The 17793-nt window shown below is 68.5% G+C and carries 18 protein-coding genes; 9 read left to right on the top strand and 9 right to left on the bottom strand.

Features of this window, described 5'->3' with window-relative positions; translation table 11 throughout:
• Positions 1-71 precede the first annotated feature (71 nt).
• The gene (locus tag L324_RS28790) at positions 72-584 is read left to right on the top strand and encodes a SigE family RNA polymerase sigma factor (protein ID WP_037316569.1); all 513 of its coding nucleotides are present in this window, start codon (positions 72-74) and stop codon (positions 582-584) included.
• A gap of 2 nt (positions 585-586) precedes the next feature.
• A complete protein-coding gene (locus L324_RS28785; RefSeq protein WP_235783677.1) occupies positions 587-1420 on the top strand; it encodes a hypothetical protein in 834 nt (277 codons plus the stop codon).
• Between the two features lie 80 nt (positions 1421-1500).
• Here the strand turns inward: L324_RS28785 and L324_RS28780 are convergent, their stop codons facing one another.
• From L324_RS28780 to L324_RS28770, 3 genes are all read right to left on the bottom strand, one after another.
• Positions 1501-2052 (bottom strand): ferritin, encoded by a 552-nt coding sequence (locus L324_RS28780; protein ID WP_037315602.1) that lies wholly within the window; start codon positions 2050-2052, stop codon positions 1501-1503.
• A gap of 156 nt (positions 2053-2208) precedes the next feature.
• On the bottom strand, positions 2209-3420 hold the full coding sequence (locus tag L324_RS28775; RefSeq protein ID WP_081736501.1) for an arginine deiminase: 1212 nt from the start codon (positions 3418-3420) through the stop codon (positions 2209-2211).
• A gap of 13 nt (positions 3421-3433) precedes the next feature.
• Positions 3434-4231, bottom strand: a complete 798-nt coding sequence (locus L324_RS28770; RefSeq protein WP_037315596.1) for a CPBP family intramembrane glutamic endopeptidase — start codon at positions 4229-4231, stop codon at positions 3434-3436.
• 141 nt (positions 4232-4372) lie between these two features.
• Between L324_RS28770 and L324_RS28765 the strand changes: the two genes are divergently transcribed.
• Entirely contained in the window at positions 4373-4834 is a 462-nt protein-coding gene (locus tag L324_RS28765) for a PPOX class F420-dependent oxidoreductase (protein WP_037315593.1), read from the top strand.
• Here L324_RS28765 and L324_RS28760 read toward each other — a convergent pair.
• On the bottom strand, positions 4831-5622 hold the full coding sequence (locus L324_RS28760) for a DUF2470 domain-containing protein (RefSeq protein WP_037315590.1): 792 nt from the start codon (positions 5620-5622) through the stop codon (positions 4831-4833). The two genes, L324_RS28765 and L324_RS28760, sit on opposite strands and share 4 nt — an antisense overlap.
• Positions 5623-5717: 95 nt before the next feature.
• Between L324_RS28760 and L324_RS28755 the strand changes: the two genes are divergently transcribed.
• Both L324_RS28755 and L324_RS28750 read left to right on the top strand, forming a co-directional pair.
• On the top strand, positions 5718-6725 hold the full coding sequence (locus L324_RS28755) for a hypothetical protein (RefSeq protein ID WP_037315587.1): 1008 nt from the start codon (positions 5718-5720) through the stop codon (positions 6723-6725).
• A gap of 81 nt (positions 6726-6806) precedes the next feature.
• Positions 6807-7838, top strand: coding sequence for a hypothetical protein (locus L324_RS28750; protein WP_152547032.1), 1032 nt, complete (start codon positions 6807-6809; stop codon positions 7836-7838).
• Here L324_RS28750 and L324_RS28745 read toward each other — a convergent pair.
• From L324_RS28745 to L324_RS28735, 3 genes are all read right to left on the bottom strand, one after another.
• Complete coding sequence (locus L324_RS28745) at positions 7831-8574, bottom strand: hypothetical protein (protein WP_037315583.1); 744 nt, start codon at positions 8572-8574, stop codon at positions 7831-7833. The genes L324_RS28750 and L324_RS28745 overlap by 8 nt on opposite strands.
• A gap of 11 nt (positions 8575-8585) precedes the next feature.
• On the bottom strand, positions 8586-10403 hold the full coding sequence (locus L324_RS28740; protein ID WP_037315581.1) for a substrate-binding and vWA domain-containing protein: 1818 nt from the start codon (positions 10401-10403) through the stop codon (positions 8586-8588).
• 176 nt (positions 10404-10579) lie between these two features.
• Positions 10580-11752 (bottom strand): homogentisate 1,2-dioxygenase, encoded by a 1173-nt coding sequence (locus L324_RS28735; protein ID WP_037315578.1) that lies wholly within the window; start codon positions 11750-11752, stop codon positions 10580-10582.
• Positions 11753-11837: 85 nt separating this feature from the next.
• Between L324_RS28735 and L324_RS28730 the strand changes: the two genes are divergently transcribed.
• Together L324_RS28730 and L324_RS28725 are read left to right on the top strand one after the other, a co-directional pair.
• On the top strand, positions 11838-12692 hold the full coding sequence (locus L324_RS28730) for a hypothetical protein (protein WP_162835887.1): 855 nt from the start codon (positions 11838-11840) through the stop codon (positions 12690-12692).
• Positions 12689-13327: an IclR family transcriptional regulator gene (locus tag L324_RS28725; RefSeq protein ID WP_037315572.1), complete on the top strand. Its 639-nt coding sequence runs from the start codon at positions 12689-12691 to the stop codon at positions 13325-13327. Before L324_RS28730 ends, L324_RS28725 begins: the two co-directional genes overlap by 4 nt.
• 4 nt (positions 13328-13331) lie before the next feature.
• Here the strand turns inward: L324_RS28725 and L324_RS28720 are convergent, their stop codons facing one another.
• Complete coding sequence (locus L324_RS28720) at positions 13332-14003, bottom strand: DUF998 domain-containing protein (protein ID WP_037315569.1); 672 nt, start codon at positions 14001-14003, stop codon at positions 13332-13334.
• A gap of 88 nt (positions 14004-14091) precedes the next feature.
• Entirely contained in the window at positions 14092-14679 is a 588-nt protein-coding gene (locus L324_RS28715) for a TMEM165/GDT1 family protein (protein ID WP_037315566.1), read from the bottom strand.
• A gap of 188 nt (positions 14680-14867) precedes the next feature.
• On the opposite strand from L324_RS28715, the gene L324_RS28710 reads away from it, so the two are divergent.
• Both L324_RS28710 and L324_RS28705 read left to right on the top strand, forming a co-directional pair.
• Entirely contained in the window at positions 14868-15821 is a 954-nt protein-coding gene (locus L324_RS28710; protein ID WP_037315563.1) for a S41 family peptidase, read from the top strand.
• An 82-nt stretch (positions 15822-15903) separates the two neighbouring features.
• Positions 15904-17415, top strand: a complete 1512-nt coding sequence (locus tag L324_RS28705; RefSeq protein ID WP_037315560.1) for a cytochrome ubiquinol oxidase subunit I — start codon at positions 15904-15906, stop codon at positions 17413-17415.
• Positions 17416-17793: the final 378 nt, after the last annotated feature.

Below are 17793 nucleotides of genomic sequence, written 5' to 3'. Positions count from 1 at the left end.
CGGTGACCGCTGCCGCGACGGTCATCTCGGGGACGGATGTCTGGGTGTCCGGCGAGACCCGAGGGAGGGACGTGCCGGGTGAGCTCACCGACTTCGGCGACTTCGTGCGGGCCAGCCTGCCGGGGCTGCTGAGGTACGGGCACGCCCTCACCGGGAATCCGCACGACGCCGCCGACCTGGTCCAGACCGTGCTGGAGAAGATCGGTTCCCGCTGGTCCTACGTCCAGCACAAGACCGGCGACCCGATGGCCTACATCCGCCGTTCGATGGCCAACGCGCATGTCAGCCGGTGGCGCCGGACCAAACGGGAGAGCCTCGTCGCCGACCTGCCGGACACGCGGCCCTACAGCCAGGCCGACCCGTTCGAGCACGAACCGTTGTGGCAGGCGTTACGCGCGCTGCCGCCGAGACAACGCGCGGTGATGGTCCTGCGTTACTACGAGGGACTGTCCGAAGCGGAGATCGCGGACTCGCTCGGCATCAGCCAGGGCACCGTGAAGAGCCAGGCGAGCAAGGCGATCAACTCGCTGCGTACGAAACTCGCACTGATCGAACCCCAGGGTGAAGGGAGGGAAGCGGGATGAACATGTCCGAGGAGGATGTGCAGCAGAAGCTGCGCGACCTGTTCTCAGATGAGCGGCTCGGCGCGGAGTCCACGCTGAATCCCGAGGCGATCGTCGCGGGCGCCCGTCGCCGCCGTCGCCGTCGCCAGCTGATGCAGACCACGAGCGGGATGGCCGCCGCGGTGATCATGGTGGGCGGAGGGCTCACGGTCTTCTCGATCCACGACAAGGACAACGGCGCGATCATCTCCGCCGATCAGCTCAGCCTCGGGCAGTCCGCGACCAGCCAGGTCCAGCCGGGACCCGCGAGCCCGGCACCGACGGCGTCCTCGTCGGCGCCGCAGACGAGCCAAGCGCCCCCGCCGCCGCCGTCGACGGCCCCCGACGGGCCTGCCAAGCCGCCGAAGAGCACCGTGGCCACGAAACCGCCCGCGCAGGGCAAGGTGACCACGGGCGCGCTGCTGACGGCCACCGGTTTCGGCAAGCTCCGGCTCGGGATGAGCGAGTCCGAGGCGGAGGCGATCGCCGGGCCGCTCCGGGCGAAGGAGGTCCGGGGTGCCTGCACGTACGGCTACGCGGAAGGATCCGCGGTCCCGGGGCCGACGTCGGTGTCGCTGACCGAGGGCAACGGGATCACCGTCATCAACCCGGCGGGCACGGTGCACACCCCGGAGGGGATCGGTGTCGGCTCGACCGAGGCGGACATCCTCGCGGCCTACCCCGGCAGCACCAAGGACGGCGGCGCGTACATCGCGCCCGCCGGCGCGGTGAGCGCGTACCGGATCTTCGTCTCCGGCGACGGATCCGCCGTCAGCATCCTGCTGACCAGCCTCGACCAGGGCTGCCAGTTCAGCTGAGCCGTCCGCGGACAGAGAAAACCCGGGCCGCTCCAAGGGGGAGGGCCCGGGTTTTTCCTGTGGTGGGAGCGGTCAGCGCGTCAGAGCGCCCCGCCCGCGACCGGGGGCATCCCCGAGTCGGCGCCGCTGTCCCCGACGGACTCGCGGTGCAGGTGGTTCTCCACCTCGAACAGGTTGCCGTTCGCGCGCTTGACGATGTTGAGCAGTGTGGACATCTGGGAGATCTCTTCGACCTGCTCCTTGAGGAACCACTGCGTGAACTGCTCGCCGATGTAGTCCTCTTCGGCGCGGGCGGCCTTGGCCAGCTGCTGGATGTCGGTCGCCACGTCCTTCTCCTGCTCCAGCGCGAGCTCGATCAGCTCGGTGACGTCGGAGAAGGTGTTGCGCACGTCGCCGGTGCCGGGGATCTCCACGTGGTGGTCGGTGTCCAGCATGTACTGGACCAGGGCCATCGCGTGGTTGCGCTCCTCGACCGACTGCTTGTAGAAGTGCTTCGCGAGCTGGGGCAGGTCCTCGGCGTCGAACCAGACCGCCAGCGCGATGTACTGCTGGGAGGCGTTGAACTCGTTGTGGATCTGCGCCTGCAGCAGTTCGTAGAACTTCGAGCGCGGTTGCTTCTTGGTGAGGGCCATGTATCCGAGAATACGTGATGCCCTTATTCATTTCCACTTTTCGCTGGTGACCTACCCCCTATTAGGTTACCATTACCGATACTAGGTTCACCTCAATTAAGTAAGCCTTCCCTAATCAATTGAGATCGATTAGGGAAGGCTTACTTAATTGTTGTTTCAGATGCTTTCGCGCCGGATCGGGCACGACATGCAGCGCGGCCCGCCGCGGCCGGAGCCCAGCTCGGAGCCGGTGATGGCCAGCACCTCGATACCCGCCTCCTCCAGCCTGGCGTTGGTTTCCACATTACGTTCGTAGCCGACGACGACGCCCGGCGCGAGGGCGAGGGTGTTGTTCCCGTCGTCCCATTGCTCGCGTTCGGCGGTGACCGGGTCCAGTCCGGTGTCGATGACGCGAAGCCGGTCGATTCCCATCGCTTCGGCGGCCGCGGTCAGGAATGGGGCCGGTCCTTCCACCTTCATGGAACCGTCATCGGTGGGCCGCATCGTGAACGCGGTGAGCGAATCGCGGGAAAGCGGATACATGACGACGGCGTCGGCCGCGACCATCGTGCAGACAGTGTCCAGATGCATGGTCGCGCGGGTCTGCTGGATCGGGACGGCGAGCACGGTGTGCGCGATCCCGTCGGCGAACACCGACCTCGCCAGCGATTCCGCGCCCGCCGCGGTGGTCCGCTCGCCGACGCCGATCGCCAGGACACCCGGCGAGAGCAGCATGACGTCGCCACCCTCGATCGGCGCCGAATGCGCGCCGTACGCGCGGGACGCGTGGCGGAACCACGGGTGGTAGGCGTAGATCAGGTCCAGCACCGCGGTCTCGCGGACACGGGCGGGCATGGTGAGCGAGGAGACCGCGACCCGGTTGCCGATCCACGCCGACGAGTCACGGGTGAACAGCAGGTTCGGCAGCGGGTCGACGGCGAAGTCGTTCGGGTGGTTCATCAGCCGGACCAGTGAGACACCCTCGGCGGCGGGCAGTTCCTCGAAGGTCATCCCGGCCATCAGTGCCTCGGCCAGCACCTCGGGGGAGACACTCGACAGGTGGGAACGCAGCGAATCGGCCAGGTCGATCCCGAGCCGTCGCTCGTCGACGGCCGCGTGCACGCCTGCGGCGTGGGCGCGGGGGTCGGCCAGCGCCGTGCGCAGTGCGTCGGCCAGCAGCAGCACCTCGACGCCGCGGCCGCGGAGCACCTCGGCGAACGCGTCGTGCTCCTCCTGCGCGCGGTCCACCCAGGGGATGGAATCGAACAGGAGCTGGTCGTTGTTGCGAGGCGTGAGCCTTTTGAGCTCGTTGCCGGGCCTGTGCAGCAGCACCGCGCGCAGGGGGCCGACTTCGCTGTCAACTCGGGGTGGAGTCGTCTCGTCAATCACGAGTTCACAGTAGCTAGGGAAGCCAGGAAACTCGCCCCTTGAGCAGCGCGTATCCGACGAAGGAGACGAAATCGAGCGCGGTGTGGGCGGCGATCAGCGGCCACAGCCGGTTCGTCTTCTGCCACAGCCTGCCGAACACCAGGCCCATCACGACGTTGCCGACGAAACCGCCGAACCCCTGGTACAGGTGATACGACCCGCGAAGCACCGACGAGGCGACCAGCGAGGTGTTCTCACGCCAGCCGAGCTGCCGCAGCCGCGTCAGCAGATACGCGACGACGAGCACCTCTTCGGCGAACGCGTTCCCGAACGCCGACAACGTCAGCGTGATCGGCCGCCACCAGGTCGCGCCCAAAGTGGACGGTTGCACCGAGAGACTGAACCCGAGGCTGTAGGAGACGAAGTACAGCCCCAGCCCAGGGATGCCGATCGCAGCGGCGAGCAGGAGGCCCAGTGCGAGGTCGCGGCCGGGGCGCCGCCGGTCCAGCCCGATCTGCGCGAGTTTCATCCCGCCACGCCACAGCAGATACAGCCCGAGCGCGCCCCAGCCGACCAGCTGGCCCGCGCTCAGCACCTGCTTGAGCAGGTCGACCAGGCTGAGCGTCGCCTGGGGAACGTTGAGCTGGGCCTGTTGCTGCGCCAGCGGAACCGGCTGCAGCAGCGAGTCCACAAGGGACAGCAGGCTGCGCAGCCCGGACAGGCCGAGGGTGATTCCGAAGACGACGACCAGTTCGATGACGATCGCGCGGCGGCGCGCCGGATCTTCCACGAATTCCGGCAGCGCCGGGCGTTCGGGACGCAGCCAGCTCATCCGCGCACGCTACCTTGCCGCTTTTCGGGAGCTGAAGGACGCTTTCACCGCATGTCACGCGGTGAAGGGAGCTTTCACCGCGTGAGATGCGGGCATGGTTCCCTTCAGCTCCGTCCGGTCGCTCCGCGCTACCGTCGGGTCATGCCCAGGAGCATCGCGACCAACGAAACCGTCGACCGGGCCGCGCTCGTCGACTTCCTGTCCACCCGCCACCGCGCCATCCTGATGACCACCAAGGCCGACGGCGGCCCCCAGCTCTCGCCGGTGACCTGCGGCGTCGACAGCGAAGGCCGCCTCGTCATCTCCACGTACCCGAAGCGCGCGAAGGTCGTCAACATCCGGCGCGAGCCGAAGGTGTCTGCCTGTGTCCTCTCCGACGAGTGGAACGACCAGTGGGTGCAGCTGAACGGCACCGCGGAAGTCCTCGACCTCCCCGACTCGGTCGAGCCGCTGGTCGACTACTTCCGCGCGATCTCGGGCGAGCATCCCGACTGGGCCGAGTACCGCGAAGCGATGGTGAAGCAGGGCAAGAGCATCATCCGCGTCACCATCGACTCGTGGGGCCCGATCGCCAAGGGCGGCTTCCCGGCGGAACTCGCCTAACCCTCCGAGAAGAACGGACAGCCGATCAGCCGCCGGATCTCGGCCGCGAGCTGCGGCGGCCCCTCGACCGGACGCGAGAACGCGAGCCGCACGTCGTGGTCGCCGGACTCGGCCTCGACCCGCAGCCGCAGCCCGTAGCGGTCCAGCCCGAGCGGCCGGATCCGCCCGCCGCGCAACTCGGTCGGCACATGCTTGGCGAGCTGCTGGACGACGTCCGCGTGGTCGGTCTCCAGATGCCGCAGCCAGGTGGCCTCGTAGTCGTGGAACGGGTCCGGCGGCGCGGCGCTGAACATATGCGGCCGGAGCGAGTGCGTGCCCTCGGCGTCCGCGAGTACCAGGGACGCCGGGGTCAGCCTCAGCAGCGTCAGGCCGTGTCCGACGTCGAGCAGGCGCTCGTCCGGCCGGGTTTCGGCGATGGACACCGCGCGGGCGCGCGCGGAGACCTCGGAAAGCGGACGGAGCCAGCCCGTGATCCACAGCAGCCCGCGGATCGGTTCACGCAGGGCGACCGGGGCCTGATCGGTCAGCTCGACCATCACCGCGAGTTCACCACGCTGCGCCTCGTGCGCCCGTTTCACCAGGTGGTGCTCGTCCGGCAGCAGGATGCTGACGCTGCCGCTCGTGTGCACGTGGTGCAGTTCGGGGATGACGCGGCCGTACTGTCCTGGCTGGTCACGCTGCTCGGCGGTCGGTGTCAGCGTCGCCGGCCCGTTGCGGGTCGCGATCGTCTTCGCCCGCTCGGCGGGGTTCGGCGCCGGAGGGCGGCGAAGGGACGTCGGTGTGGTCACGGCTCACCTCCTAGGTTAGGTGAGCCTAACCTGATTTACGCGTCGAGTGGAAGTAGGTTCGATCACGTCACCTCCGCGGCGACTAGGTTGACCAGGTGGAAGACCGCAGAAACCGGGTGCTCGAACCACCCGAAGGGATTCCGGCGAAGAACATGCCGGTCCTCGTCCCCTTCCTGGACCGCACGAGCGTCACCGGCGGGACGGTGGCCTTCACCGCCGGCCTGATCGCCGCGCTGGGCGCGATGTTGCTCTTCACGGGCAAGTACGGAACCGCGGTGCCAGTCGTCCTCCTCGTCTTCGCGACACCGACTTCGCTGTACTGCGGCCTCATCACCATCGCCGGATCCTTGCCGATGCGGAAGCTGACCGGCGAACCGTTCCGCCTGGTGAGCGGACTGGACGGCGCGGTCGCCGCCGGTGCACGGGTGAGCGTCCCGCTCGATGGCCGGTGGTTCGTGACGCGGCTGCCCGCCCCGCTTCGCGCACAACTCGCGGCCCAACGACGGCTGTGGACGCTCGGCCCGTTCTGCATGCTGCCGGGCAGCATCGTGCCCCGGCGTGGCAAGTTCCGCGCCGCCCCGGCGAAGGGCTCGACGCCTTTCCTCGTCGAGCCGGCCTCACCGGGCAAGCTGGTGCGGCTGCAACGCCGGCTGCTGGCGTTCCACTACTTCCTCGGCGCCGGAATCACGCTGGTGGTCGCGTTCTTGGCGCTCTGGATCACCTTCGACCTCCCCGACCGGGGCAACGTCCTCGTGCCGTCTTCGCTCGCCCTCGCGGTCGCGTGCGGGCTGGCGGCGATCGGCCTCACGGTCACCGGTCTCCTGCTGCTGCGGCCGATACCCGAACCGCGCTGGACCGAGCTGTTCGTGGTGTCCGGACCGGCGTCAGTCAACCTCTTCGGCATGGTCACCGTGACGGGACGGACGGTCTTGCCGGACGGCCGCGAGGTTTCGGTACGGGCGGGTGGCTCCGATCCCTCGCTCGCCGCCAACATCGCCGCGACGGGACGGTTGTGGGTACTCGGCGTGCCGGTGGCCGGAAAGGTCGCGAAGGCCGGAGTGCCTGGTCACGCGGTTTTCGGGCCGGTCAAGTTCGGGCGGTAACGAATCCTCACCACCTCCCGATCTAGAGGCAAACTGGGGTTTGGGGGAGTTGTGCGCGATTCGGGCATTTCGCCTGTACGTGTGTTGGAGCCGCTTCGCGATCAGCCTGCGGTCGCGATGCCGGTCTTCGGTTCGGTACTGGGGTCCATGCGCGGGGCTCGCGCGCTTTGGATTCTCGCGCCACTCGCCGCGCCGGGCGCTCCGGCCGGCCTGCTCAGCGGGAGGCTGGGTATCGTCCCGGCGGTTGTTCTGCTGGCTGCCATGACATTGGTGGCGGCCTGGGGATTCTGGCGTTCGATCCCGTGGAAGGCCCTGACCGAGCTGGCACGCGAGGCGCCTTTCGTCGAAATGTCCTTACCTCCGGAAGGCCTGTTCTTCGCCGGGGCGAATGTCTACTTCAAACTGCCCGACGCCGATGCCGGCTGGGCGAAGGCACGGCTGCGGGAAGCCGGTCGGCTACAACTCCGGGCGCAGCGACGGGTCTGGCTGCTCGGGCCCGACGAAAAGGGACGCCGGTTCCTGCAACTGCCCGGAGTGCTCTGGCCGCATCGGCTGAAAGCGGTACCGGACCTTCCCGACGGCGCGGTGCGGCAGGACCCGGTCGAGCAGCGGATCCTTCCCCCTGAGGCCGACGAGGTCCTGCTCGCGCACCGGCGGTGGATCGTCCGTGGGATCCGGTCCTTGTTCGGGGCCGTTGTCGTCGTCCTGCTCCTGCTCGGGACGGGGCAGGTGGTCGTGTTCCTCGAAGATCCGGCCAGGGACAGCTTCGGGATCCTTCTCTGGCTGGTCTACTCGATCGTCCTCGTCGTCTTGGGGGCCGGGGCGGCCAAAGGGATGCTGAAACCGCTGCCGCGGGGGAAATGGACCGAGATGGTGGCCGTTCCCCACGCGCCACCCCTCATCGGTGTCTCGGGCCTGTCGACCATCACCTGCCGGGTGCAATGGGGCAACGGCTGGTGGAGCGATGTCGTTCTGTCCAAAGTGGACCCGGCGCTCGCCGCGAACATCTGGGGCACCCACCGGCTTTGGGTACTCGGTGAACCTTTCCGGGGCGCGACCACGTTCGCCGGTGTTCCCGGGCACGCCGTCCTCGGCCGCGTCAGGTTCAACTGAGCGAGCGCCGCGTCGCCTCTTCGGTTTCGACCACGCCCCGCCGGATCCCTTCCAGCTGTTCGCCCAGCTCACCGATCGCGGTGGTGTCGAGCAGCGCGTCGCCGGTGGCGGCCGACAGCTCGGCCGCCCTGGCGACCAGGCCGTCCAGCCCGAGGGCGCCGGAGCGCAGCTGGGCCAGCAGCTTCCGCTGCGCGCTCGAAAGCCGGGCGTGCACGTCTTCCTGAGCCTGTACTGCTTCGAGCGACTGCATGAGGTCGCCGCGGATGTCGTCGTCGGCGGTCTTCAGTTCCTGCCGCAGCCTCTTCTTCTCGGCCGCGACCGCGGCCACGTCCACCCGCGCCAAGGCCTTCCCGGTGGCCGAGGTGCGCCCGGCCAGCCGCCGGAGGGTGTCGACGGTTCCGCGCACCGCCGGTTCCATGTCGGCCACCCGGTCGGCGAGCGGGCCGGTGTCGAGCGAGGCGGAGATCGACCGGAATCCGTCGGCCGCGGCTTCCGCGCGCCGCAGCCAGTCCGCCTCGGGCGAACCCGGTTCGACGTCGGGGGGAACCCGCTCGCCGGGTTCGCTCTCCGGTTCCGCCCTGGCGGTGGCGGCGGCGATCCCGGCACGGGCGGCGAGCACGGTCACGCCGATGCCGAGGGCGGCGACCACCGGCAGCTGCACCGCCCAGGCCGCCCCCGCCGAGGTGGCCGCCAGCAGCAGTCCCCACGGTTCGGTCAGCTCACGGACGAAGCGCATATCCGAGGATCTCAGAAATTCGAGATCACGGCGGTGAAGACCTGATCGATCGAGTCCGGTTTGGACGAGTCGTATCCCACGCCCTGCGTCGTCTCGGCGATCTCCTTGAGCACGCCCAAATCCGCGTCGGAGCCGTAGGCGATGGTGAACAACCGCACCGCCTCACCGCCACCCTCGGTCCGCAACTGCCCGACGAGGTTCGGCAGATCGATCCCGCCCGGATCCTCGTTCCGGCCGTCGGTGAGCACGACGACGGCGTTGATCGCGTTGGGATCCAGCCGCTGCTTCATGAACTCGTAGGCCGCGAGCGACGAGTCGTAGAGCCCGGTCCCGTTCTGCGGCGTCAGCCCGTTGAGCCGCGATGCCAGTTCCTGCCTCCCCGGCTCACCGCCGATCGGTGACACCGGCCGGAGTTCGAAGTAGTCCTTGTCGCCGTTCAGTTTCGTCGAGAACATCCACAGCCCGACCTTGTCCGCGTCGCTGAACTGCGGCAACGACGCCACGGCCGCCTGCTTCGCGAGGTCCATCTTGTTCTTGCCGGTCCCGCTGACGGCCTCGCCCATCGAACCGGAGACGTCGACGACCAGCAGCACGTTCGCCTTCTTCCGCAGGTCCTTCCAGGAGTCGAGGACCTCGGCGAGCACCGGCGGGCTCGGCGGCCGGATCAGGTTGAGCTTCGCGTCGGGCTGGGCCCCGTTGTCCGAAGTGGTCTGCGAGCCGGGCTTCCCGTCGAACGTCCGGAAGCCGATGTCGCTGAACTTCCGCTGGGCGTCGGCGCCGCGAAGATGCGCGAGGAAATCCGCGGCGACCTGCTTGTGGATGTCGTCGGCCCAGTTCAGCACGGTGAACGGATGGTCGGAGTTGAGCGTGCCGTCGCTCGGGTAGATCCCGATGAGCGGAACCTTCGGCGGCGCGTGCTGCCCGCGTTTCGCCGGATCGTTGGTGGGATTGCCCTGGTTGTAGCCGACGAGCGAGTTCTCCTCGACCGTCACCGCCGAGATGTAGGACAACGCGGCGCCGCGGTCGTCGGCCTTCTGCAGATTCGTCAGGAACGTCAGGGTGTTGTCGCCGTAGTGGACGATGGCCTGCTCGACGTTCTGCACGAACGTCCGCGCCTCCGGCTTCGCGAGGGCGTTCGCGGTGAGGTCCGAAGAGGTGCCCGTCGCCGCGTAGTAGGCGCCGATCGTGGCGTTCAGCCCGGACGTCGAGATGTTCGGATTCGTCTTGCCCAGCCGGAACCTGCCCCATTCCGGATGCCCGTACTTCGCCCAGCCCTGCGGATCGGTGGCGAGCGCGGCGAGATCCTTCCAGCCGATGCCCTTGCCCGGCCAGCCGAGCGCTTCGGCCATCGGCTTCGGCATGGCGACGACCAGCGGCGCGTTCGCGACCGATTGCGGGTCGCCTTCGGGCACCAGCGCGGGATGGTCGGTGCCGGTGAGGTTCTGGCGCAACAGGTTGACCCAGCCGGACGCGGCGGGCGTCCAGACGTCCGGACGCGGACCGTCCACCGCCTCGTTCCAGCCGCGGGACAGCGCCTGCATCGCCGTGCCGGAGGACTTCGACTGCACGAGCACGTCGACGCAGCGTCCGGCCACCGTACGGCCGCTGTAGCCCTTCGCGATCTCGGTGACCACGCCCGCCTTCTCCGGCGAGGAGGACACCTGCAGCTTCACCGCGTCGCCGGTCGTGCACTTCGCTTCCACGGCGTCCTCGCCGGAGTCGCTGGTGAGCGCCCGCAGTCCGATGATCAGCCCGATCGCGACCACCGCCGCGGCGGCGAACGCCAGGACCTTGCGGCCGCCGCGGGACTGACCGGGGTTCACGACCATGGAGGACCTCCAGCGGTGGGAACACCGATTATCCGGAGGTTTCGCCTTGGGGGGCTTGGCGTTGCCGAACCGTTGCGGCCGTGGCGGTACTTATCCCGCCACGTTCGTCCCGCCACGATCGCGTTTAGTCCTCTGAATGCGATTTACGCATTCAGAGGACTAAACGCATGGGGGTGCTAGGCGCCGGGACCCCGGCCGGACCAGGTCCAGGCGTAACCGTGGTCTTCCGACGCGTCGGCCGCTTCGCCGAGGTCCAGCGGCGCGAAGGTGTCCACCATGACCGCGGTCTCGTCGAAGAACTGGGCACCGATCGACGCCTCCGCCGCCCCCGGCTGCGGACCGTGGGTGAAGCCGGACGGGTGCAGCGAAAGCGAGCCGACCTCGATCCCGGAACCCTTGCGTGCCTCGTAGTTCCCGCGGACGTAGAACATCAACTCGTCGGAATCGACGTTCGCGTGGTTGTACGGCACCGGGATCGACTCGGGGTGGTAGTCGACCTTGCGCGGGCAGAACGAGCAGACCACGAAGTTGGGGCCTTCGAACGTCTGGTGCACGGGCGGCGGCTGGTGCACGCGGCCGGTGATCGGCTCGAAATCGTCGATGTTGAACACCCACGGGTACAGGCAGCCGTCCCAGCCGACGACGTCGAACGGGTGGGTCGCGTAGGTGTAGCGCGTCAGGCCGGCGCGGTGCCGCACGAGGACCTCGACGTCGGTGCCGTCGACGACCAGCGGCTCGGACGGGCCGCGGATGTCGCGTTCGCAGTACGGCGAGTGCTCCAGGAACTGGCCCTTCGCCGACAGGTACCGCTTCGGCGGCCCGATGTGCCCGCGCGCCTCGATGGTCAGCAGCTTGACCCCGTCGTCGTGCGGGAGCACGCGATAGGTGCACGAGGTCGGGATGACCAGGTAATCCCCGTCGCCGATCTCGAGCGTGCCGTAGATCGTCTCGACGGTCGCGCCGCCGCCCTGGCAGTAGAAGAGTTCGTCACCGGCCGCGTTGCGGTACAGCGGCGACGGCCGGGTCGCGTGGACGAAGCCGATGGTGACGTCGGCGTTGCCGAACAGCCGCCGCCGGTCGGTGACCGCGTCGGCCTCGCCGAACTTGAGGTCGTGGGTCTTGAAGGCACGGGGTTTGAGCGGATGGTTCGGGGTGATCGGCCCGCGGTCGTCCTCGATCGCGACGGCGTCGACGATCGCGGTGGGCAGGCCGCGGTGGTACAGCAGGGCGGAGTCCGCCGAGAAGCCCTCGACGCCCATCAGTTCCTCGGCGTACAGGCCCCCGTCGGGCTTGCGGAACGCCGTGTGGCGCTTGTGCGGGATCTCGCCTACCTGCCGGTAGTAAGGCATCGGAATCTCCCCGGAACGTGTCCGTTGTGCGAACGATTTTGTCCTGATGTCGTACGCTACTAGCGTGTCAGTCGTGTCAAGCGCTGTGGAACTCACGCCACCCGGCCCCCGAGGAATTCCTCCCCTGTTCGCGCGGCTCGTCGACGACTCGGCGTTGTTCCCGCCCGGCGAGGCGTCCATGCCCGAAGCGCTGCGTGCGCACTTCGCGTCGAGGTCCGGTGAGCACTCCGGCGTCCTCGGTGTGTTCCTGTGCCAGGCGTCGCGGCTGCCCGAGCTCATCACCGAACTCATCAAGATCAAACCGAAGGAACCGCTGCCGCTGTCGCTGATCATCGACACCGGTCTCGGCGGGGTCCCGAAGGCCATCTCCATCGTCGAATCGCGCAGCGAGATCCTCGCGCTGCGGATGGTGGAGATGCCGGCGCCGTCGGACGTCGACGAGGTCTGGCTGGAGCGCGTCTCCGAATTCGTGCCCGAGGACGTCATCCGGGTGGTCGAGCCGCGGCGCGGCGTCGGCTGGCTGGACGGCGTGCGGAAGGTGATCGAGCACGGCAGCTGGCCGAAGATCCGGTGCGGCGGCCAGGCCGGCGAGAACTTCCCGAGCGTCGACGAGGTCGCCGACTTCCTGTCGGTGGTCAGCGCCGAGACGGGGGCGTCGTTCAAGGCGACGAACAGCCTCCACCGGGCCGTCCGGCACACCGACGAGACCAGCGGCTTCATCCACCACGGGTTCCTGAACCTGATCGTGGCGTCCGCGCGCTGCCTTTCGGGCGGGGACGTGCGCGCCGCGCTCGAATCGACCGACGGCGCCGCGCTGGCGGCCGAGGCCAAGGGGATGTCGGAGCCGGCCGCGAAGGCCGTTCGTGGACTCTTCGCCTCCTACGCGGCGGCCTCGTTCGACGAGCCCGTCGCCGACCTCGGGGAACTCGGCCTCTTGTGACGCGCGAAGGGTCGCTGACCCTGGACAGGGGACTGGCGCTGCTGCAGGCCGTGGCGGACGCCGGTGGTGAGGCGGCGACGATCTCCGAGCTCGCCGTCGTCATCGGCGCCAGCCGGGCCGCGGTCTACCGGCTGCTGGTCCCGCTGTCCGAACGCGGCCTGGTGTGGCGCGACGGCAACAAGGTGCGGCTGGGTGTCGGCCTGCTCCGGCTCGCCGGGCAGGTCCTCCCGCAGCTGCGGGAGGCCGCCAGGCCGGTCCTGCGCGAACTGGCGGAGAAGGTCGGCGCGACGGCGCATCTGTCGGTCGCGCAGGGCGATCAGGCGCAGGCCGTCGCCGTCGTCGAGCCCTCCTGGACGAGCTTCCACGTGGCCTACCGCGTCGGCACGCGGCATCCGCTGTCCGCCGGTGCGGCGGGCAAGGCGATGACGCTGCGCCCGGGCGGTGACGGCTGGGTGACCTCGACCGGCGAACTGGAGGCCGGCGCTTCCGGGGTGGCCGCGCCCGTGCGCGGGGTACCGGGACTGCGCGCCAGCCTCGGCGTCGTGTCCCTGGAGCCGCTGGACGCCGCTGTGGTGGGTCCGGCGGTCGTCGCGGCCGCCGTCCGGCTGGCCGAGGTGCTGAAGCAGCCCGAGTGACCGCTCAGCGGTGACTGAGCAGCGGGCGCACCATGGTCCCCAGCAAGGTGAGGTCGACCGCGAACAGGAGCCGCTCGAACAGGCCGAGCGTGACCTCCTGGTGCGAGGGTCCGGTGAGCATCGTCCAGACGAATCCGCCGAGCACGATCACCACGGCCGCGAAACTGGCCACCGAAAGCCGCCGGATCGTCGTGCGCCGCGGCTCCCACGGGCAGCGTGCCCGGCCGGGGCGGGTCAGCACCCAGGCCGCGGCGGGGAGCGCGAGGAACGCCGTCAGCGCCGCGTAGTTGTGGATCTGCCCGGCCAGTGAGCGGGCCTGGCCCTCCGGGTCGACGGGGACGAGCGCGAGGACGAACAGCCCGGCGCACCACACACCGAGCAGGACGAGAACGGACTGGTAGCCGGTGCGGTGCGCCTTCGCGATGCCGCCGAGCAGGGCGAGTGAACCGAAGCCCAGCGCCAGGCACATCGCGCCGAACAGCGGAGCCGCGGTCGAACCGGGCGAAAGGTAGCCGTAGACGTATTCGGACAGCGTCTGCCAGATCGGGCTGACCTGGCTGGACAGCCGCAGGTGCAGATCGATCGAGATGGCGACGGCGACGGCCATGCCGAAGATCGCGAGCCTGCCGTGCACGGGGGAGACGGCACGGGCCGCGAGGATCTTGGGCGAGGTCACGACCGGTTTCTCCAGGCACGTCGGGGCGGGTGTTCACCTTTTCGTTCCCGAAAGGTTACCCGGCGAACCTGTGAAAACCCCGTGCGCCTCAGAAGACGAGCTGGCTCAGCGCGAACAGCGAGAAACCGGCGAAGACGAAGCCCGCCACGCGCTGGATGAGCTTCGGGCGGATGCGGCTCCGGACCTTCGCGCCGATGAAGACGGCGAGCCCGGCGACGGCGACCAGTGCGACGAAGGAGCCGAGCGCGACCGCGAACGGGTTGCCGAAGCGGGCCGTGAGGCTGGCTGTCGCGAGCTGGGAGGCGTCGCCCCACTCGGCGGCGAACAGCACGCCGAACGACGTCAGCGCGGAGCGGAAGAAGGTCGCCGGGCTCGGCCCGGACCGTGACGCGTCCTCGCCGCCGTCCTTGCCGGGACTGAACCCTTCGCGAAGCAGCATGTACGCGCCGATACCGAACATCGCGGCGACGATCGCGGTCACCAGTGTCTCCGGCAGCAAAGTGAGCACACTGCCGAAGACGGCGGCGATCGCGGATTGCACGGCGAATGCGGCGGTGACGCCCGCGAATACCGGCCACGCGCGGAAACGGGTGGTGAGAACCAAGGTGGCGACGAGGGTCTTGTCCGGGAGCTCCACGGCCAGTACCAGGCCGAACGCGCTGATGAGCGCCAGCATCGAGCTTGACATGATGATTCTCCACCCCTTTCACTGCAACGATAAAGGGGTGATTCAGGAAAGGGCAAGCTGATGGCTTTTCCGAATCGTGCGGCCGGTCCGGGCGAATTGTATTTCTTGGCGGGACTGAAAGGAGTTTTCGGCAAACCGAATTCTTTTTTCAGGCTCCACTGGTAGCGTCCGCGATCATGGACGAGAGAGCGCGGATCGACGACGTGTGCAGGCGCCTGCGGGACCACTACGTGTTCCCCGACATCGCCGAGAAGCTGACCGTGTTCCTGCGGTCGAGGCTGAGTGAGGGCGCGTACGCGGGGCTCGACGACCAAGCGTTCGCCGCCGTGGTCACCGAGGACCTGCAGTCGGTCAACGGGGACAAGCATCTGCGGCTGCGGCACCATGTCGACCCGTTGCCCGAGGTGGACGGGGAGTCGTTCGACCCCGAGGAGTTCCGGCGCGAGGCGGAGCTGAACGGCCACGGCATCGCGTCGGCGCGGCGGCTGGCCGGGAACGTCGGCTATCTGGAGACCAAGCTGCTCTACGGGCCCGGCATCGCGGGTGAGGCGCTGGCCGCCGCGATGACGCTGCTCGCGACCACCGACGCGCTGCTCCTCGACGTCCGGGAGAACCGGGGTGGCGACCCGTCGGCGGTCGCGCTGCTGATCAGCTACCTGGTCGACGAGCCGGTGCACTACAACAGCATCTATCTGCGCGACGGCGACGTGACGAACCAGTTCTGGACGCTGCCGTACGTGCCGGGCCGGAAGTTCGGCCCGGACAAGCCGGTGTGGGTGCTGACCGGCCCGACGACGTTCTCCGGTGCCGAGGACCTGAGTTACTCGCTGCAGCAACTGGGGCGGGCGAAGACGGTGGGCGCGGTCACCGGCGGCGGCGCGAACCCGCGCCGTCAGTACAAAGTGGACACCCATTTGGATGTGACCGTCCCGGGTGGACGGGCGGTGAACCCGGTCACGGGGACCAACTGGGAAGGCGTCGGTGTCCGGCCCGACATCGCCGTCGACGTCGAGGCCGCTTTCGACACGGCGTACGCGTTGGCGCTGGAACACGTGCTGACGCTGGGGGATTCGGGGGTGCGACGGCAGATCGCCGACGAGGCGCGCCTTACTCTCGCGGGTCTCGGCTGACCAGGGTCGCAGGACCTACGTCCCGGGGAGATCAGGACCACTTGAACTGGCGGGTTCATCAGGCGTTGAGCAGGCTTGAGGCGTGGAGGTTCTCGATCTCGCTCGGTGGCAGTTCGGCATAACCACCGTCTATCACTTCCTGATGGTCCCGCTGACCATCGGGCTTTCGGTCCTGGTCGCCGGGATGCAGACGGCGTGGGTGCGCACGGGTGATCCGCGCTATCTGAAGATGACCAAGTTCTGGGGGAAACTCCTGCTGGTCAACTTCGCGATGGGCGTGGTCACCGGCATCGTGCAGGAGTTCCAGTTCGGGATGAACTGGAGCGCGTATTCACGGTTCGTCGGCGACGTGTTCGGTGCGCCGCTGGCGATGGAAGGGCTCGTCGCGTTCTTCGTCGAGTCGACCTTCCTGGGGCTGTGGATCTTCGGCTGGGACAAGCTGCCGAAGAAGGTCCACCTGGCGTGTGCCTGGGCCTACTCATTGGCGACCGTGGCGTCGGCGTACTTCATCCTGGCCGCGAACTCGTGGATGCAGCATCCGGTCGGGGTCGAGTTCGTCGACGGGAAGCCGACGATGAACTCGATCTGGGCGGTGCTGACGAACAACACCGCGCTGGCCGCGATCCCGCACACGATCGCGGGTGCCTTCTCGGTGGCGGCGGCGTTCCTGGTCGGGGTGGCCGGCTGGCAGTTGTGGCGCAAGCGTTCGGAGGACGACGAGCACCGCGCGGTGTGGCGTTCGTCGGTGCGCCTCGGCGGCTGGGTCGGCGTGGTGGCGTTCGCGGTGCTGGGGATCACCGGCGACGTGCAGGGCAAGCTGATGTTCGAGCAGCAGCCGATGAAGATGGCGTCGGCGGAAGCGTTGTGCCACACGGAGAAACCGGCGAGCTTCTCGATCATCGCGATCGGCGACGTCCGGAACGCCAACTGCGAGGACGTCAAGACGTTCACCGTGCCCGCGTTGCTCTCGTTCCTGGCGCACAACGACTTCTCGACCGAGGTCAAGGGCGTGGAGAACCTGGTGACCGAGTACCAGGCGAAGTACGGGACGAACTACCCGGACGATCCGCAGCTCGGCTCGCTCGCGGGAAAGCCGATCGACTACGTGCCCAACCTTCCGGTGACCTACTGGGGTTTCCGCGCGATGATCGGGTTCGGCGCGATCTCGGCGGGGATCGGGCTGCTCGCGCTGTGGCTGACCCGGCGGGGGCGGATCCCCGGGCAGCGGTGGTTCCCGTGGCTCGTGCTCGGCGGCATCGCGACGCCGTTCATCGGTAACAGCGCCGGCTGGATCTTCACCGAGATGGGGCGTCAGCCGTTCGTGGTGGTGCCGAATCCGACCGGTGTCGACGGGGTGTGGATGTTCACCGCCAACGCGGTGTCGAAGTTGTCCACAGGCGAGGTGTGGACGTCGCTGATCGCTTTGACGACTGTCTACGCGGTGCTCGGCGTCGTCGAGGTCTTCCTGATGCGCAAGTACGTACGCGGCGGCGTCGACGCCGTCATGCCGCCCAAGAAACCGGCCTCGACCAGCAAGAACGGCGACTCGGAAGGCGGTGACAGCGATGATGAGGCACTCGCCTTCGCCTACTGATCCGCTCTTGACGTCACCTACCCAGCCCCCCGCCCTTCCCGGGGGACGGCCCCGCACCCAGCGTATCGGGGGGATCGCTCAGGCGGGTTACCCACAGTCAATCTGTGGACAACTTGAGCGGTTGTGGATAACTCAGGGCTATGGGGGCTTGAGGGGTCTGTTCGGTGGGGGGCTCGTGGTACGGGCCGGGCATGGAGGGGGGCGGCGGGCTGAAGGGGCCCTTCGCCGCATCTCATGCAGCGAAGGCTCCCTTCACCGCGTCGCATGCGGGGAAAGCGTCCTTCAGCTCCCCCAAGCGACCCAAGCGACCCAAGTCACCGAAGCGACCGGAGTCACCGAAGCGACCGAAGCGACTGAAGCGGCCAGGACGACCGAAGC

The organism is Amycolatopsis orientalis DSM 40040 = KCTC 9412, from assembly GCF_000478275.1.
GTDB classification, from domain to species: Bacteria; Actinomycetota; Actinomycetes; order Mycobacteriales; family Pseudonocardiaceae; genus Amycolatopsis; species Amycolatopsis orientalis.
The sequence above is the reverse complement of the archived record's forward strand: the minus strand, read 5'-3'. Positions and strand labels throughout refer to the sequence as shown.

What these genes read in the sequence shown, in the direction of transcription:
- L324_RS28785 (WP_235783677.1), top strand. Translation starts at nt 587, where the DNA reads ATGTCCGAGGAGGATGTGCAGCAGAAGCTGCGCGACCTGTTCTCAGAT.
- L324_RS28780 (WP_037315602.1), bottom strand. Translation starts at nt 2,052, where the DNA reads ATGGCCCTCACCAAGAAGCAACCGCGCTCGAAGTTCTACGAACTGCTG.
- L324_RS28770 (WP_037315596.1), bottom strand. Translation starts at nt 4,231, where the DNA reads ATGAGCTGGCTGCGTCCCGAACGCCCGGCGCTGCCGGAATTCGTGGAA.
- L324_RS28765 (WP_037315593.1), top strand. Translation starts at nt 4,373, where the DNA reads ATGCCCAGGAGCATCGCGACCAACGAAACCGTCGACCGGGCCGCGCTC.
- L324_RS28745 (WP_037315583.1), bottom strand. Translation starts at nt 8,574, where the DNA reads ATGCGCTTCGTCCGTGAGCTGACCGAACCGTGGGGACTGCTGCTGGCG.
- L324_RS28740 (WP_037315581.1), bottom strand. Translation starts at nt 10,403, where the DNA reads ATGGTCGTGAACCCCGGTCAGTCCCGCGGCGGCCGCAAGGTCCTGGCG.
- L324_RS28735 (WP_037315578.1), bottom strand. Translation starts at nt 11,752, where the DNA reads ATGCCTTACTACCGGCAGGTAGGCGAGATCCCGCACAAGCGCCACACG.
- L324_RS28715 (WP_037315566.1), bottom strand. Translation starts at nt 14,679, where the DNA reads ATGCTGGCGCTCATCAGCGCGTTCGGCCTGGTACTGGCCGTGGAGCTC.
- L324_RS28710 (WP_037315563.1), top strand. Translation starts at nt 14,868, where the DNA reads ATGGACGAGAGAGCGCGGATCGACGACGTGTGCAGGCGCCTGCGGGAC.